The sequence below is a fragment of the Rhodopirellula baltica SH 1 genome, from assembly GCF_000196115.1.
In the GTDB taxonomy this organism is placed as follows: domain Bacteria; phylum Planctomycetota; class Planctomycetia; order Pirellulales; family Pirellulaceae; genus Rhodopirellula; species Rhodopirellula baltica.
Genome location: NC_005027.1, coordinates 1,019,708 through 1,037,153, shown reverse-complemented (window position 1 = coordinate 1,037,153; position 17,446 = coordinate 1,019,708). Strand labels below are relative to the sequence as shown.

Below are 17,446 nucleotides of genomic sequence, written 5' to 3'. Positions count from 1 at the left end.
GCGAATCCGGCTACTGTTTGGGGCAGACGGACTTGGAAGTCCATCGTACGGGCTAAACCGTCTCTTGGAACGGTTCGTGTCCCCAGCCCGCCAGCTTTGCATTCTTGAAAGCTTCGAACTCGCCCGCTTCGATCGCGTCGCGTGTCGCCTGCATCAAACGACCGTAGTACATCAAATTGTGATGCGAGAGCAGGATCGGCCCAAGCATCTCGCCCGCAACAAACAAATGGCGCAGATAGCCACGACTGTGCCGGCAAGCCAAGCACGGGCAATCTTCCATCAGCGGACGAGTGTCGAGCTTGTGCACCGCGTTGCGTAGCTTCAGCGGACCCTCGTCGGTGAACGCGAGAGCATTCCGACCGTTGCGAGTTGGCATCACACAATCGAACAAATCGATCCCGCGGGCGATGTTTTCGAGCAAATCACGCGGTGTTCCCACACCCATCAAATACCGTGGCTTGTCCGCCGGCAAATGAGGCGTCGTGAATCCGGTCGTCGTGTACATGTCTTCGGGTGGTTCCCCAACCGACAAACCACCAACGGCGTAACCTTCAAAGGACATCGCGGCCAATTCAGAAGCACACTGCTGCCGCAGCGTTCGATCCAAACCACCCTGCACGATCGCGAACAGCGCCTGGTCTTCTCGGTCGGCGGCGATGCGACAACGCGCGGCCCAGCGGATCGATCTCGCAAGTGCGTCTTCGACTTGAGTCATCGGAGCGGGCAAGGCGATGACGTGGTCCAGCACCATCGCAACATCGCTGCCGAGTGCCTGTTGGATTTCGATCGAGTGTTCCGGGGTCAGTTCGATCTTCGCGCCGTCGATGTGCGAACGAAACGTCGCGGCGTGTTCGTTGACCTTGTTGATTGCACCAAGTGAGAAGACTTGGAAACCGCCCGAGTCGGTCAGGATTGGCCCGTCCCAGCCACACATTTTGTGCAGACCGCCGAGAGCCGCCACGGTTTCGTGTCCGGGACGCAAACGCAAATGGTACGTGTTGCCGAGGATCATGTCCGCACCGGTGGCGGCAACTTGATCAATCGTCAGGCCTTTGACCGTTCCAAGCGTTCCCACCGGCATGAAGCCAGGCGTGCGGACCGGTCCGCGCGGCGTATGAAACACACCGCGCCGGGCACCTCCATCGGTGCCGATCAATTCATAGCGAAACAAGCGGGTCAGTCGCCCCGCATTTTCAATCCGAGGTCACCCAGCTTTTCACGAACTTCGTTCAAACTGGTCACACCAAAGTTCTTGCACTCAAGCATGTCATCGCCGGTCTTGCGGATCAGCTCGCCAATGGAGTTGATTTGCAAACGGGTCATGCACTTGCGAGCACGAACGGACAAGTTGAGGTCTGCGATGGGACGTTCCAGCAACGCTTGTTCGTCGGGCGACATGTGCGAAGTGTCGACAGGCGGGTCGTTGGATTTCTTCTCGCCAGCGAACTGGCCGAGCGACAAACCTTTCTGCGACAGCATTTCGCGAATTTCGACCAAGCTGGTTTCGCCAAAGTTCTTGCTCGAGAGCAATTCTTGTTCGCTGTGGCGGGTCAAATCGCCAATCGTTTCGATGCCCATCTTCTGCAGGCAGTTGCGGCTTCGAACGCTGAGCTCGAAGTTTGCAACGGGCATGTTCAACGTTTGAGCCAAACGATCGTTGCGACGTTGGGCCTCTTCGTCGTACAGCATGTTGCCGGTCGCCGAAGCGTCCTTCATGTACAGCTGCGTACGAGGGTGATCGGGGTGACAGTCCAGGATTCGCTTGTAGCAAAGCTGAGCCTTGTCGTATTGCCCGTTGTCTTCGTACATCACGCCCAAGTTGATCAGGGCACCGATGCCGGTCGGGAATGCCTTGGCGGCACGCTCGTACAGACGGAGGGCTTCGTCGTCGTTGCCCAAGCGGTCGTTTTCGAGTGCCAAACCAAACAACGCACCAGCGTGGTTTTCGTCGGTCGACACAGCTCGTTGGTACAAGTTGATCGCTTCTTCCATCCGTCCACCGATCTGGGCGGCGGTCGCAGCACGCTGATACATGTAGTCAGCGGTCTGCTCGGCGGGGCCGAAGATGTCGTCCAAGATCGCCATCGCTTCTTCGATCTTGCCTTGGTAACGCTTGGCTTCCGCGATACCAATCTTGCATTGATCTTCGTTGTATCCTGACGTCTTGGCTTGTTCGTAGCCTTCGATCGCCCCGTCGAAGTTCGACAGTTCAAACTGGCAACGAGCGTTGTAGAACAACGCCATTGCGCTGCCGTCGGCCGCGGAGAGGGTCTCCGAGGCGTCTTTGAAACGGCCCAGCATGAATTGGCAAACACCCATTTTGGTTTTGCCGGCGGGAGTCAGGGCGTCGTCCTGCTCCATTTCGTTGACCGCGTCGCGCAGTTCACCGAAGTGTCCGTAGTTTTCGGTGATCGCCTGCCGAATTTCGGCGACGTCGCTGGGGCCGAACGAGTTACTCGCCAGAACCATTTGCTTCAGGTCGAGAACTTCGAGTTCGACTTCGCTCATCTTCGTTTTGTCCGGGGCTAACTTCGGCTCGCTCGCACAGCGATCCGAAAGGAGGGATAAGGAGTCAGGTGGCGATCTGCTCTGCAAAAATGTGCTCTGCAGGAACAAAAATTTGTCGAGAAAATCGACGCACAAATTGTGATGCCAATTTTTCCCGACGCTCGGCGGCAAAAAAGTGGAAAATTTTCTGCTCGTCTAAGCCAGCGGCCGGATTTGAACCGGCAACCCTCGCATTACGAATGCGATGCTCTGCCAATTGAAGCTACGCTGGCGACTTTTCCAGAGAATACGTGCGTTTGGGCCAAAACGTCAAGGGCCGTCGGGTCGGCCCAACCGGTCTCCAGAAGGCCCCGAAGTGATCCCCGCAGGTAAAAATTCCACAAAATTTTGAGACGACGAGAAAAAACTTTTCCGAATTCGCAAAAAAATTCTCTCGAAAATTTTGTGAGCGGGAGCTGGGATCGCAATTTGTGGTTCTCAAATTGCTCTAACGAAGCGGACTCAAATCGGTTTCAGCAGACCACCTGATCGGTGAGCAAACCCGGACAGACCACAGTTTCGTCGACGTGGCGTGTCCTCGAGCCAGTGCACTTTTTCGCACGATCGAATCGAATTTCGCTCTCCGAAGGTGAAACCAGGTATCGCCGTGGTGTTAGAATGACGACACATCCCGCGTTGATGCTCTTGGTGACCAAGGTGGCCAACTGGATGGCACCGAAACGAGCCAACGCGAACCGAAGCCGCGATACGCATCAGCGTGGACTGATGCCGGCAACGAATGAACGAATGAAACGGCCCGAGCAAATGGAATCGTTCGCAATGTCGAACGGAAGGTCTTTGAACGATGAATGTCACTGAAACGAAACCGTTGGATCAGCCATCCGAAACATCCAGCGGTCGTCAACCGTCGCCGTCTTCACGGACGCAATCAGCTGAATCGAACGCACCCGCGACGTCCTTTCCTGCGAAAGACGAATCGGGCAGCCTGGAATCATTCGCCTTGTCGATTGGATTGGACGCCTGCGACGATGCCGCAATCTATCTGCATCGTGCCAACACGCATCACGACGGCGAATGAACCCGGCCCCAGAATGACCAGGCCTCGAACGCCCCCACCCCAGACGACATCGCCCTCAGCCAGGATTGCCATTCGCCAGCGTTTGTGCCGACGGTTGATGGGAATGGAAACCGAGTTCGCCACCGTCGTCGAACCTCGCGACGGTTCGTTGAGTTCCAGCGTTACAGCTCGCGAAGTCTACGCTGGCCTGCGAGATGCGATTTGTCGCCACTTGCCGGCCGTGGAAGGACTCGATGGCGGCGATCGCCGTTTCTTGGCAAACGGCTCAGCCATCAACCTGGAGACCCATCTGGCATTTCGCGACGGACCGGGCGGGTTGTTTGAGATGGCGACCCCGGAAGTGTATCGCCCAAGTGATCTGGTCGCGTGTCAACGAGCGATCGACGAAATCATGCGAGACGCATCGAACGAGGCACGGTGGTCAGACGATCAAAACGTCGGACGACTTCGAGTTCTGAAGAACAGCTGCGACGCGGCCGGGCATCTCTATGGTTGTCAGGAAAACTACGAGACCGATGTGGCATCCGGCTTTGGCTTGCTGGTCTACCGACTCGCGATATGTTTCGTTTGGGCGTTGCAGATCATTTGTGTGTTGATGTCATTTCCCATTGTGGTCGCGATCGTCTTTGCATCGCTGATTCAACACTCGGTTCGGCAAGCTCGATCGATAGTTTACCGGCGTGGTGGTCGCTTTGACACACAACTGAACACCACGGACCAAGACAATGATCTGCAGTGGCACGACCATCCCGACACCAGTGATTCGGAAGAAACTTTTGTGGCACTGCCATCATGGTTTCAATGGCTTTCCATCGCCTGCTTGCGAATGCTGCACCTGCCACTGGTGTTGTCCTTGCGAGTGATTGGGACACACATCGCATTCCGAACCCAACGTCGCCATCTGACCGGCCTGCTGGTTTCGCGAGTTGCGATCATGGGAACCGGTCACCTGGATCATGACGGCCGTTTTTTCTTGTCAGGCAAAGCGTTGGGAATTGACCGGGTCGCCGACATGGGTGGCTTCAACGGCGAACGACCAATCTTCGTTTACGGTCACTGGTTGTCAAAGTTGTGTGGTCGTTCTTGGCGATCGATTGCCGAGACTCGTCACTTGCTCAAACGCAGACAACGTTTGCAAATTGGGTTGTCCGATTCCAACCTCAGCGATCTGGCGCAATGGGCAAAGGTCGGCAGCGTCGCGTTGGTGCTGGACATGATCGAAGCAAAGCAAACGAAGGAGCTGCCACGACTACGTCGTCCAATTCGAGCTCTGCATGTTTTCAATCGCGATTGGAATCTGCTGCGGCGAGTTCCAACCAGCCACGGTGAGATGACATCGTTGGAAATGCAAACGCACTACTACCGCGCGGCGGCGAAGTTCGTCCGCGAGCAACAACAGCAATCTCGCCAAACGTCCGGTTGGGACGAAGCCGATCGGGCACTGCAACATTGGGCCGAGTCGATTCGTTTGGTTCGCCAGTTCCGAAAAGATGGCAACCAAACGGCGCAGGGACTCGGCCGCATCGATTGGCTGGGCAAACGTTGGATGCTGGATCAAGCCGCCGGTGAGATGCCCGGTGAGAACGCATCTTGGGTGACTCGAAAGAAGATCGACCTTCGATACCACGAGTTGTCCGAAGAGGGTTACTTCGCTCGATTCATTGCTGACCACCGAGAACATGAACTGGTCGACGAAGATGACATCGAGATGCGTCGTCGCAACGCTCCGGCAGATTCACCGGCCGCCCAAAGAGGCTGGATGATCCGTGAATTTGCAGGCGATGTTTCGGTGGCAGGCGGTCCCACCATGCGAACGGATTGGGACCGAGCCTTGGTGGGTCACGAACAAGGCGTTCGCACGGTGATCTACGGTCAACGTGAAAGTGAACCGCGGGCCGACAAACGAAGCTAGTCTTGGGAGTTCGGCTGCGGCTCAGGTGACTGCCATCTCCCCCGTGTTGCCAGCACGCTCTTTCGCGACGACATCGCGTTTACGTTGGTTTTGAGACGACCACACGCTTCCCGACGATCAAGATTCGACGCCAAATCCGCCGCGATAGGCTGGTTCGTGGATCGTTGGTACCATGGGGACGACGGACACACGTACAAATCGAATTGGGAATCGGATGGGTCGTACTGAATCGTTGGATCCGGGACTTCGTGATTTATTGTCACGACTACGCGAACGGGTGCGACGCTACATCGTTTGGGATTCGTTGCTCGCAATCGCGGCGCTGGTGCTGGTCGTGTTTTGGGTGGCACTTGCGGTCGACTATCTGCCAGTCCGAATCGGCGGCAGCGAAATGCCTCGATCGGCCCGCGCGGTCGTGCTGTTTGTTGTCGCGGTTTTGGTCGTTGTGATTCTGGCCAAATGGTTGTGGGGCCGACTCAACCGAGAACTGCCCGATGACTCATTGGCGTTGCTGATCGAACGTCACCATCCGAGTCTTGGCGGACGTTTGGTTACCGCCGTTCAATTGACTCAAGAGAATCGCACCTACGATTCGCACAGCCCCGTGTTGTTGCAACACGTTCACCAGGAAGCCGCCGCGGCCGTCGACCAAGTTGAATTCGGACGTGTCTTTCGGTGGGAACCGATTCGCCGAAAGTTGATGTTGGTCATCCCGTTGTTGCTGGCCGCTTTGGTGATGGCGATCGCCAGCCCACATACGTTCGCTCGCGCGGTCGGACGATTGTCATTGTTTTCCGATTCACCTTGGCCACGAAAAGCTGAGCTTGAAATGATTGGCGTGGAATCGCCGATCATCACCGCGGACGACACCGAAGAGGTCGGCACCGAACTTTTGACATTCGAGGACAAGACGCTCCGCTTGGCTCGCGGGAGCAGCACAACGCTTCGCATTCGTGCGGCAACGGAAGAACTCGGGCACACCGTTCCCGAGATCTGCACCGTTTCTTACGTCGATGATTCCGGCAACCGTGGTCAAAGCAACCTTCGCCGAGTTGGCCGCATTCAAGATGGTTATCAATCGTTTGTGCTCGACGGGCCACCGCTCGCTTCGTTGGCCGAGTCCGTGACGATGACCATTCGAGGCTTGGACGATCGCTTGCTCGACTACCGTATCGAAGCGGTTGATCCGCCCGCGATCGCGGACATGGAATTGGCAATTCGTTATCCCGATTACCTACGCATCTTTAACGCCGAAGATGCATCGCCCGACGCCGCTGATCAAATCCTGAAGTACCAAGCCGGCTTCCGAATTCGCGAGGGCAGCTCACTCACGCTTCGTGGAACCAGCAGTAAACCACTCGGTGCCGTCGATGTCGCAACGACTTCCGAAGGTGCAAGCGATGGGTCCACCGAACGTGCGGAACCTGTCGTTAAAATCGCTAACGACCGCATGTCGTTTGAATGGTCGGTGTCCGATTTGCGAGAACCCACCTCCGTTCGATTGGTTCCTAAAGACGAAACTGGCATTTCCGCTCAGGCATCTTATCGATACTTCATTGGCGTCGTCCGAGACCAAGTTCCCGAGACATCGATGACGATGAAGGGCATCGGCTCGTCGATCACTCCTATCGCGATGTTGCCAATTCAAGCGACTGCAACGGATGACTACGGCGTCGAATCGTTGAGCCTGACGATGGCGGTCCGAGCATCCGAGGAAAACGCAGACGGGGCTAGCGATGGCGAAGCGGCGGCCAATGGGGAACCACAGCAACACACCGTCTCGCCCGAATTGGATCGTGACGGAAACGCGGCTTGGACGTTTGACCTGCGAGACCTATCTGACGACGGCACCGTGAATGGGTTGGCTCCCGGAGCGAGCGTGCAAATTTTCACGACGGCCAAGGACCGGTTCGACTTGGGTGAACCACACTCGATTCGCGGCGAGGTGGTTCGTTTGCAAGTCGTGACACCAGAGACACTGCTCGCGACACTCGAACGACGCGAACTTGAATTCCGTTCGCGGTTGGAACAAGCGATCGATGAAACACAACGTTTGCGCCAGAGTTTGGCCGCGGTGCAAAACGACGCGTTGGATGTTTTGCAAACTCCGGATGAGGGTGAATCTGCCGAGGAATCCGCCTCGACTGGTGACGGCGAATCCGCTGACGACGACGGCGAGGAAGACGTCCGGGCGAGACAAAGAGTCCAGCTGCGAATCCGCCAATCGGAATTGCAGGCAACCAAATCCACGGAAGAGTTGGCGGGGATTGTCGTCGGACTCGAAGACCTGCTTCTCGAAATGGTGCAGAACCGCGTCGATTCGGTTGACCGCCGCGAACGATTAGAAAACGGCGTCCGTAACCCATTGTCGGCGGTGGTGACGGAACCCTTGCCACGCCTGCAGCGTCAAATCACTTCGATGGAACGGGTTTTGATGGCGGAAGATTCCGCCGAATCGTCTGGGGACAAGATGACGGAAGCAGCGACCGCGGCAATCGCAACAACCGACGAAGTCCTCCTGTCGCTCAACGCCGTCTTGGAAAAGATGCTTGACCTGGAAAGTTTCAACGAAATTCTGGATTTGGTCCGAGGGTTGATCAGCGATCAGGAAGAATTGATCGAGGAAACGGAAGAAACTCGAAACCAGCAGGTTCAAGATCTGTTCAAGTAGAAAGGAACGCGGGTGATCGACCGGGTTCGTTTTCTGGACGCATCCTCGCGACGTGAACCGCGGATGGAAAGCCACTTCAATGAACGCCTATTGCATGAACCAAGCTGACCGCCCCCGCCGAATCCTCTGGCCGATGAAAAACGCACGCATTCGTTTCGCTTACTCACTCGCGTTGGCTTCGGCCGTGTTGGTGATCTCAATCGCCGCGAAACCGTCCTTTGCTCAATCATCGACGGACGATGAAGTCACAACGCTCGCGTCACGCCAATCCAGCGTTGCAACCCGCTACGAGCGTCTCGAAGAACTGTTGCTTCGATTGGCTGACATGGAAGCCAGCGAAAACCCGGAACGTTCAGCCCTACTGCGACGCGTCGCCAAACAATCTCGCGAACGATTCGTGCTGGAAAAACTTCGCGGTGCCGGCAAGATGATCGGCGACGGCCAACTATCCAAAGCGATGACGGATCAGAAGTCGGCGACGGAAGAACTGCAGTCGATTCTGAAACTGTTGATGAGCGAAGACCGAAGCTCCCGAATTCGCGATGAGAAGAAACGCATTTCGGAACTCATCAAACAACTTCGATTGACCGAGCGCAACGAACGTAGCGTCCGGGCTCGAACCGAAAACGGTGTCGAGATGAGTGAAGTTGAAAAGGAGCAGAAGGCGATCGCCGAACGGGCTGAAGAACTTCGCAAAGAACTCGAGGAAGAATCCGACGACGCCAGCGGCGAACCATCCGAAAGCGAATCGTCAAAGAGCGAATCACAAGAATCAAAGAACGAAGATTCCGAAAACCAATCTGGCAACAAGAGCGAGATGGAAGCGGGACGAGAGTCCGGCGAACAGAAACCTGGCGAAGAGAGCAGCGAGCAAAACGAGAACGGACAGCCGCAGGAAAACGAGCAGCCCAAAGAAAGCGGACAACAAGACGAGAACTCGCAACAGCAACCTGAAGGCGATGAGCCCAAAGAAGCTTCCGAAAATGGCGAGCAACCAGATGGTGAACCCGCCGAAGAAAAAACGGGCGAAGAGCAAGGTGAACAGTCACCTTCCGGGGAACAGCAATCCGAAGAAGGGCAGCAACAATCGGGCGAGCAAAAATCTGGAGAGAAGCAGTCCGGCGAACAGCAGTCGTCTTCGCAACAGCAACCACCCAAACCCCAATCGCCTCAAGAACAGGCGAAGGAGCAGCTCGAACGCGCGATCGAGCGGATGAAAGAAGCTCAGGACAAACTCGCTCAGAACGAACGAAAAGAAGCCACCGAACAACAACGACAAGCCGAAGAAGAGTTGCGTCGCGCGATCGATCGATTGGAAAAGATCCTTCGACAACTTCGCGAAGAAGAGATGGAACGTGAACTGGCAAAACTCGAAGCACGTTTGCGCAAGATGGCGGCGATGCAATCATCCGTGTTGGACCAAACCGTTCAACTGGCAAAAACACCCGAAGTCCAACGCAATCGTGCCACGGATTTGAAGGCCGGTGATTTGGCGTTCGAAGAACAGAAAATCACGTTGGAAGCGGACCGCGCGATGCTGCTTTTGCGAGAAGAAGGCTCAAGTGTCGCGTTCCCAGAAGTCGTCTCACAATTGCGTGAAGACACCGTTCGGGTCTCGACCCGGTTGGGACAAAGCAAAATTGACTTGGTCACTCAGGGTCTGCAATCCGACATCTTGGCTGGGTTGGAGGAAATGATTGCGGCATTAGCCAAAGCACAACGTGACCTGGAAAAAAAGAAACAACAGGAACAACAGGGCGACGGTGGGGGGCAACCGTCGGGTTCTGGAGAAGAACCCCTTGTCCAGAAATTGGCCGAGTTAAAATTGATCCGTACGATGCAAACTCGCATCCAGGGCTCCACGGATCGCTATGCTAGTTTGATGGATGGCAAGGAGACTTCTGCCGAAGACGTCTTGCCATTGCTCCGCGATTTGTCGCAAAGACAAGATCGGCTTTATCAAATCACCCGTGATTTAGTGACCGAGCGGAACAAATAGGGAACCACCTCCCGCGACCTTGAATGGATCATTGCTGATGAGAATTCGTTTCGCTGCTGCGCTCTGGACTCTGTTGCCGGCCTCCTTTTTGGCGTCTCCCGCCATGGCCGAAATCGGACCCGCGTCGGAACTCGCCATTGTCTCGGCTGCTTCGAAAGCATCGTTCTCATCCAATTCGGTTTCTCGACCATTACGTTCTGATTTGGTCCAAATCATTCCGGAATCAGAAGCCCAACCTTTGGAATCCGGCCTAGCCAATGACGGCTTGAAGAGTAACGCGGATTGGCCGCTGCGAGACTCGGACGAAATGGCAGAACAGCTTCGCGCAGCACTGGATGCGTTGGGCGTCGCTCCCGACTTGATGGACCAAGCGACCGAGAGCTTTCTGATTGGAGTCCAGCGTGACGACATGGAACCGCTCAACGCATGGGTTGATGCCGCGTCGGCACAGTTCGATGTGTTGTCTGAACTGATGCGTCGACTGAACGGCGATTTGTTGTCCACCGCACGTGGCATGGATCCCAACGGTCCGGATTACGCAATCGTTGAATCAATGCCAAACGAATTGCGAGCGGCCCTTCGAACTTGGATCGGCCGTGAACTGGTGCGTGCTCGTTACTACGACGAAGCCCTGCCGATTTTTGCCGAAGTCGATCCGATGGTGTGCCCCGATCCCGCGACGCTGTTGTTCTATCGCGGTGCGTGCTACCACGCGCAGTTGAAGATCAAAGACTCACTGTCGGATTTGCGTCGTCTGTTGCAACGCAAAGACGAGATTCCTTCACGTTACGCTCGTACCGCCGAGATGATGGTCGCGGATATCAAACCACTCAAGAAAGATTCGCTGGACGAGATCTCTCGATTGATGAGCGATGTCACGCGTCGCTTGGATTTGGGACGTGCCGACGAAGCGACCAAGGATCGCGAGCAAGAGGTGATCGACAAGCTCACCAAGCTGATCGACAAGATCGAAGAAGAGCAGCAGAAACAGCAACAACAGCAGCAGCAACAACAAAGCGCCAGTGGGAACGGCGGCCAAAGCGATGGGCAAGCGTCACCCATGGATGACAGCCGGATCGCAGGTGCCAATGGCCAAGGTGATGCGGATCGCAAGAAGATGGACGACCAAAATGGCTGGGGCAATCTGCCTCCCGCGGAACGTCAGGAATCACTGCAACAGATCAGCCGCGATTTGCCGACGCATTACCGCGAAGCCATCGAAGCTTACTTCCGCAAACTTGCCACGCAAAAGTAAGCCTCGCCGACAATCCGGTGTTTAGCGACAAAGCACGCAGACCACGTCCCACATGCGTTCGCATGATGCATGGGACGTACGCCATGTCCCACATGCCTTGACATGCATTGGACGTAGGCCATGTTCCACATGGCATCCCAACCGATGCTTTGGAACAAAGCGAGGCGTGCACCCCGCCAACCTCGCCATCAACACGCGGACAAACAGCGAACAACCGTTCGCCGCCGCCCAATTCAATCACCTGATCAAATCTTGATCTTCGGCGGCGCCGGCAATTCCTCGACCGAGCCTTCAATGCTTCGGTCATCTTCCTCGTCTGTTTCCGACACGTCCGAGTCATTTGCTTCATCGGGTGACGGAGCCAACGTGGGCTCGTTCGCCATCGTCGACGTTGGTTGCAACGGAGAGGCGACGGGTGCGTTGGCTGAATCAGACAAAATGGATTGCGACTGCGAGAGAACCACCAGGGCGTCTCTCGTTTCGGCGAACCCATCCAACCTTGTGATGTTGCCAAGTTGCCCGTTCGACGTGACACCTCGATACGCCCGAGCGGCGGAATCGATCGTTGCGGCCGCATCAGCCGTCATCGAACCATCCGAAGTGACCTGAGAATTGTCAGTGACTTGTCGCAACGCATCGATCTGCAGGTAGTCCCACCAAATGTCGCCATCCTCGATCGTGTTCAACGATGCGGCGAGACGCTCGACGCCTTCGGTCAATTGTGTCGCCACGTCAAATGCCGGCCCAGGTATCGGCGGGTAGGAGGAGATCACCGGATCGGATGGGTAGGCACTCTCAGCCGAATAAGCCGGCTCCACCGGATAAGGCACAGGGCCGGGAATGCTGAGGCGGAAACCGGGCGTGTTGATTTCAACTCCGCCGATTCCAGGGCCCGCAACCACGGGCGGGGCAATAACGATCGCCGGCGCCGGGGGATACGGCAGCACCGGAATGGCGGGCCCGATTGGAGCGACACCTCGATATCGATAGAGCGGATCTCGGTAGGAACCCGGCCGAACCACCGGCGGGCCAATTGGCACGACGGCCATTGTGCTCGGTAAATACGGGGGTGGAACCAGATAACCGGGTGTCCGGTAGGCAGGTCCATAAAATCCAAAGCCGGCTCCCGGGCCCCCACGGTAGCGGGCAACCACTCCTTGAGCATCTGCTGTCGGCGCGAAGACGCCAAAGATTAAGGCCGAAGCGATCAAAAAGCGTCGCATGTCACTGCTCTGTTATCGTTGAAAGGAAAGATCCGTTTGTCTTCATTTTAGTCCACAATTCCCAATACTTGCGGACCAAATCTTCGCACTCAGGGAACCGCAGGGAGTGATCTCGGGTATAATCAACTTCCGTCGCGACGCATTTTGCCCGATCCCCATCTTTTGACTCGCTGGTTGATTGTTGAAAACGAGCCAGTCTTTTCGGTGCTCGTCGTGGTTCCCGCCTTGTTTTCCGACCTCACGCGGACGTCCCGATTGCCTCGGGCCCCGTTCAACACGTTTTGCTACAGGAAGTCTCTGATGCCACAGCCGAAGCCACCCGTTTCCAAAGAAGCCAGCCGCACCATCGACGCCAGCCGTCGGTCGTTCCTCAAGGATTCTGGTTTGATTGCTGGCACCACATTGGCCGGCAGCACGCTGGCCGGCGTTTCGATCCCCAACGCTCACGCGGCTGGTGACGACGTCATTCGCTTCGTCGTGATTGGTTGCGGTGGTCGTGGCACTGGAGCCGCCGCCAACATCATGTCGACCAAGGGCAACGTCAAGTTGGTCGCCGTGGCCGACGCATTCGGTGACAAAGCCGAAGGAACGATCGAAGGCCTGACTCGCAAGTTCGGCGACAAAGTTGCCGTTCCACCTGAAAACGTCTTCACCGGTTTGGACGGCTACAAAGCTGCAATCGATGTCGACTGCGACTTGGTCGTCATCGCAACACCTCCCGGATTCAAACCGCAACAATTCGAGTACGCGGTCAACAAGGGACGCCACATCTTCATGGAGAAACCCGTCGCGACGGATGCTCCCGGCGTCAAACGAGTTTTGAAGGCTGTCGAAGAGTCGAAGAAGAAAGACCTGATGGTCGGCATCGGACTGCAGCGTCGTCACGAGCCACACTACATGCAGTGCATCGAACGCATTCATGACGGTGCGATCGGCGATGTGCTTTCACAACAGGTTTACTGGAACGGTGGCGGCATCTGGTACCGCAACAAATCCGAAGACCAAAGCGAAATGGCCTTCCAGTGCAACAACTGGTACCACTTCAACTGGATTTGTGGCGATCAAATCTGTGAGCAACACATCCACAACCTGGACGTCGGTTGCTGGGTCAAAGGTGAATACCCTGTCGAGTGCAACGGCATGGGCGGACGCGAGCAACGCATGGGCGGTGACGCGACCAAGTCACAAATCTTTGACCACACGTTCTGCGAATTCACCTTCGCCGACGGATCGAAGATGCACAGCCAAGGCCGTCACTTGGCCGGCGGTTGGAACCACGTTGGCGAATTCGCCATCGGTTCGAAGGGTTCCGCCAACCCATCGGGTCAAATCATGGGCGAGAACGAATGGTCGTTCGAAGGCAAACGCTTGAACGGTCACCAACAAGAGCAACACGATTTGATCGAAGCTCTGATGCGTGGCGAGATCTACAACGAAGGTGAGTACGGAGCGAAATCGACGTTTTGTGCGATCCTCGGTCGCGAAGCTTGCTACTCCGGAAAGATCGTCAAATGGGACGACCTGATGGAAAAAGGCAAGGACCTTTGCCCAGGAATCGACGAGTACACACTCGAGTCGACTCCACCAACTCTGCCCGGCGAAAACGGCGAGTACCCAACGCCAACTCCAGGCAAGTACTCACCATTTGCGTGAGTTTGAATGCGGCGTGAACGCTGCCTTGACGGATTCAGAAGAAAGCCCGAGGGGAAATCCCTCGGGCTTTTTTCGTGGTTGGATTGAGGATGGCCATCGATTGGAAATCGCGAAAACTTTCGCGGAACAGTTGGGGACAACTGTTCAACTCAAGTTAGTCGTCCTCTTTGAGTTGATCCACCAGCGACGTGATCTCGTCTTCGGTCATCGTCAGTTTGGTTTGCATCAAGATGCGTTCCAGGTGCCGCTGCCCAGCTTCGCTCGACGGGAAACCAATGTTGCGTCCGCCTTCGCCTTGATTTGATGTTGCCAAACGGTTGCCGTCCGCATCCACGATGGCAAACCATGGAATGCCGCCTTGTGCCCCGTCGCGAAGTTCTTGCATCAATTCGCGAGCACCGACGTAACGATGGTCCATCTTCACCCACAGATAATCCTTTTCCCAAGCCTGGTGTTCGCTCAAGAAGTCTGAAAGCATGTGACACGGTCCGCACCAAGTCGCCGTTTCTTGGACGATGACACGTTTGTTTTCTTTCCTGGCTTGGGTCAAAGTCGTTTCGAAGAGCTTTCGAGCGTCGATCGGATCGGGACGGAACGAGTCAAGCCAATCGATCACATGTGACTTCGAAAGCTGCTCTTCGACAATGAAGTCTTTCCCGGAAACGTGTTCGATGAGTTCGCCATCTGCGTCGACCAGCACCAACGAAAACTCAATGGATTGATCCAGGTTCTTGACCCCAAGTTCGTCCAGCAACTCGCGTGCTTGTTCCTTTTGTTCTTGGCTTTCGGTCGAGATCGCCATGACCAAGTAGTCATCACGAACTTTGCGGTAGTCGCTGTCTTCGTATCGCCACTGCATAAAGTCGTGCAGACGAGGTTCATTGATGGTTCCAAATGCAATCAACAACATTTGTTTGGAACGCTGGACTCGCGGAACCGCGCGGCCAAAACGCTGCAAGGGAGTCCCGTCCACTGCCATCGCACGCTGGATGCGCTCGTCCAGCGTGGGTGGAACGTATGGTTTCCGGGGAGCAGGAATACCTACCGCCCCCAGATCGACCGTTTCACCTGGTTCGACGAAGACGGTTCCTAGTCGAACGCTGCGTCCTTGTGAGTCAGGTGCCAAAGTCAAAACGTACTCATGATTTGCGGTCAGGTTTGGGAGTATGAAATTGCCGTCATCGTCCGTGGTCACTTGCCCACCAAACCGCGGACTGAAGGAACGATTGTTCTTCGCGTGGACATAAATGGCGTAGGCAATGACAGTTTTAGACGCCGGTTCATCTGAGTCACTTTTGTGCAGCACACCCCGCGCGGAACCGACAGGATGAAGTTCAATCTCAACTGACTTCACCTTGTCATCAATCTTGGTGATGGATCTGAGTTTGCCGTGTTCATCGGTCGTGTGGATGTAGGCTGCGCTGCCGTCCGTCTCGACCGCGAATTTTCCGTCCGCATCTGATATGGCTTTCCAATCGGTGCGGATGAATTCGCGTGCGATACCGTCAAGTGTCGCGTTTGGAACGGGAACGCCATCAGCGGCATTACGGACGATGCCTTGCAACACGACCTTTTCAATCGTTTCAATGCTCGCGTCGACTTGCTTTTCCAATTCACCCGCCACTTCAAACTCGACCGACTTCGCACGTTGTGGTGGACGCAAGCTGTAGTTGCCGTTGCCAAGTTTCAACTCGTATCGACCCTCATCATCGGTTTGAGTGCTGAAGTAGACCATGGGACGAACGTAGAGGTTGGAACCATCTGGATTGGCGATCTTGACGTCCTCCATGTCATTCAGTGACGTTCCATACAAGTAGCAACCAACTCGCTCGTTGGCGATCGGTTCGCCGGTGACTTCGTCCGTGATGCGTCCGGTGACGACTGTGGGCTGGCGAAGTCTCAGTTCCACACCATCCACAGGTTGGTACTGATTGACCACGAATGTCGGAACTCCGTCGCTGGCCCACTTCTCGCTTTCGACGGAAAGAAGGTAAATCTGCTCTCCCGGCACTAGCATTTCAAACGTTCCGTCATGCTCGGTCGTGACTCTTTCTCGCCCGGGGTCGGTGGCATAGCCTCGACCATTTGCGACCACGGTGATCCCAGGTGCAGGGTTGCCATCAGGGTCGACCACGCGTCCGCGTATGGGAACGGTTCGGTTCATGACGACCGACAAATTCTTGTTGCCCTTCGATGGGAAATAGTTCCCTCGCGAATGGACGAAGCCATCGCGAGACAGCCAAAATGTCACTGGGCTCTTTTGCCACTGCGGCATCCAATCAAATGTCACCTGCCCATCGGCCCCAGTTTTTTCGACGAAATTAGTTTGGCCGAAACTCAGATTGACTTGGTCGTTCTCTGATTCCTTTTGCAGTAGCCATGGATAAACCTCAACGTCAGCCAGTGGCTTTCCATCGCCGTCCTTGACGATGAATGTGACTGACTCCGCACCGTCCAACTGAAGCTTTGCTCCATCCTCTGGGAACTCGGGGACTTTTGCGTTCTGGTCGTTTCGCTGGTTTCGTGAAAGCGCGTACAGTTCGTAGTCCGCTCCCAGACCATTTTTCCAAGCAATCACCGATCGGATTCCGCTCGAAGGCGGATAGGAAAACGTGTATTTCCCAGGAACAGAAGTCGCGAAAGCATCGACCGTGAAGTAGGCGCCGATTTGGACCATTAGATTGGCTCCTTCGACTGGTTGATTGTCTTGATCAACCACCTGAATGGTCCCGAGACGGGTCTTTTCGAGCTGCAACTGAACTGGCAAAGGACGCTGGCTGGAAGCATCTCTGCTAATTCGGTCAAACGTCAGCAGGGAACCGTCTTCGCTCTGCGCACGAAAAGTTGTCGCGGCGAGCATCGTCTTCGCGATCGGAAGTCTGAACTGGAATTTGCCGTCGGAATCGGCTTTGCCTTCCTTCTTCCGTTGCGGATTGGATCCGTCGAAATAATGAATCTCTACAACTGCGTTGGAAACCGCGTTGCCAGCTTCATCAACTGCCGTCCCAGCGATCTCAGTGAGACGGTCGACGTCTGAATCCGGAAGTTCATCCGACGCCCCCTGACCCTGCGGAAGGACCATCAAGAGCAGCATCAAATAAACGAACTGCAATTTAGTGACTGGTTTCCAACGCATCGCTGAATCCT

The 17,446-nt window shown here is 55.6% G+C and carries 10 protein-coding genes and 1 tRNA gene; 6 read left to right on the top strand and 5 right to left on the bottom strand.

Translation table 11 applies throughout. From position 1 onward, the window contains the following. Positions 1 to 52 precede the first annotated feature (52 nt). The 3 genes from tgt to RB_RS03820 all read right to left on the bottom strand — a co-directional run bounded on the left by tgt (position 53) and on the right by RB_RS03820 (position 2,780). The gene (tgt, locus tag RB_RS03830) at positions 53 to 1,171 is read right to left on the bottom strand and encodes a tRNA guanosine(34) transglycosylase Tgt (protein ID WP_011118599.1); all 1,119 of its coding nucleotides are present in this window, start codon (positions 1,169 to 1,171) and stop codon (positions 53 to 55) included. Between the two features lie 5 nt (positions 1,172 to 1,176). Further along, positions 1,177 to 2,508, bottom strand: coding sequence for a tetratricopeptide repeat protein (locus RB_RS03825; protein WP_007332711.1), 1,332 nt, complete (start codon positions 2,506 to 2,508; stop codon positions 1,177 to 1,179). Between the two features lie 198 nt (positions 2,509 to 2,706). Further along, positions 2,707 to 2,780: transfer RNA gene (locus RB_RS03820), tRNA-Thr, on the bottom strand. Between the two features lie 572 nt (positions 2,781 to 3,352). Between RB_RS03820 and RB_RS03810 the strand changes: the two genes are divergently transcribed. From RB_RS03810 to RB_RS03790, 5 genes are all read left to right on the top strand, one after another. Then, on the top strand, positions 3,353 to 3,586 hold the full coding sequence (locus RB_RS03810; protein ID WP_164921471.1) for a hypothetical protein: 234 nt from the start codon (positions 3,353 to 3,355) through the stop codon (positions 3,584 to 3,586). A gap of 97 nt (positions 3,587 to 3,683) precedes the next feature. Then, on the top strand, positions 3,684 to 5,498 hold the full coding sequence (locus RB_RS03805) for a proteasome accessory factor PafA2 family protein (protein WP_164922695.1): 1,815 nt from the start codon (positions 3,684 to 3,686) through the stop codon (positions 5,496 to 5,498). 214 nt (positions 5,499 to 5,712) lie between these two features. Then, a complete protein-coding gene (locus RB_RS03800; protein WP_164921470.1) occupies positions 5,713 to 8,169 on the top strand; it encodes a polyketide synthase in 2,457 nt (818 codons plus the stop codon). Between the two features lie 79 nt (positions 8,170 to 8,248). Beyond that, positions 8,249 to 10,168 carry a hypothetical protein gene (locus tag RB_RS03795; RefSeq protein WP_164921469.1) on the top strand — a complete coding sequence of 640 codons (1,920 nt, stop codon included), beginning with the start codon at positions 8,249 to 8,251 and terminating at the stop codon, positions 10,166 to 10,168. A 19-nt stretch (positions 10,169 to 10,187) separates the two neighbouring features. Further along, positions 10,188 to 11,423, top strand: coding sequence for a hypothetical protein (locus RB_RS03790; RefSeq protein ID WP_007332705.1), 1,236 nt, complete (start codon positions 10,188 to 10,190; stop codon positions 11,421 to 11,423). 245 nt (positions 11,424 to 11,668) lie between these two features. On the opposite strand, the gene RB_RS03785 is transcribed toward RB_RS03790, so the two are convergent. Next, positions 11,669 to 12,472, bottom strand: coding sequence for a hypothetical protein (locus RB_RS03785; RefSeq protein WP_164922694.1), 804 nt, complete (start codon positions 12,470 to 12,472; stop codon positions 11,669 to 11,671). Between the two features lie 318 nt (positions 12,473 to 12,790). Here RB_RS03785 and RB_RS03780 point away from each other — a divergent pair, with 318 nt between their 5' ends. Next, positions 12,791 to 14,299: a Gfo/Idh/MocA family protein gene (locus RB_RS03780; RefSeq protein WP_011118593.1), complete on the top strand. Its 1,509-nt coding sequence runs from the start codon at positions 12,791 to 12,793 to the stop codon at positions 14,297 to 14,299. A gap of 154 nt (positions 14,300 to 14,453) precedes the next feature. Here the strand turns inward: RB_RS03780 and RB_RS03775 are convergent, their stop codons facing one another. Beyond that, entirely contained in the window at positions 14,454 to 17,435 is a 2,982-nt protein-coding gene (locus RB_RS03775; RefSeq protein WP_231846188.1) for a carboxypeptidase regulatory-like domain-containing protein, read from the bottom strand. Positions 17,436 to 17,446: the final 11 nt, after the last annotated feature.

Excerpts from the sequence above, each read along its gene's own strand:
- RB_RS03825 (WP_007332711.1), bottom strand. The coding sequence starts at position 2,508 with ATGAGCGAAGTCGAACTCGAAGTTCTCGACCTGAAGCAAATGGTTCTG.
- RB_RS03810 (WP_164921471.1), top strand. The coding sequence starts at position 3,353 with ATGAATGTCACTGAAACGAAACCGTTGGATCAGCCATCCGAAACATCC.
- RB_RS03805 (WP_164922695.1), top strand. The coding sequence starts at position 3,684 with ATGGGAATGGAAACCGAGTTCGCCACCGTCGTCGAACCTCGCGACGGT.
- RB_RS03800 (WP_164921470.1), top strand. The coding sequence starts at position 5,713 with ATGGGTCGTACTGAATCGTTGGATCCGGGACTTCGTGATTTATTGTCA.
- RB_RS03795 (WP_164921469.1), top strand. The coding sequence starts at position 8,249 with ATGAACGCCTATTGCATGAACCAAGCTGACCGCCCCCGCCGAATCCTC.
- RB_RS03785 (WP_164922694.1), bottom strand. The coding sequence starts at position 12,472 with ATGGCCGTCGTGCCAATTGGCCCGCCGGTGGTTCGGCCGGGTTCCTAC.
- RB_RS03775 (WP_231846188.1), bottom strand. The coding sequence starts at position 17,435 with ATGCGTTGGAAACCAGTCACTAAATTGCAGTTCGTTTATTTGATGCTG.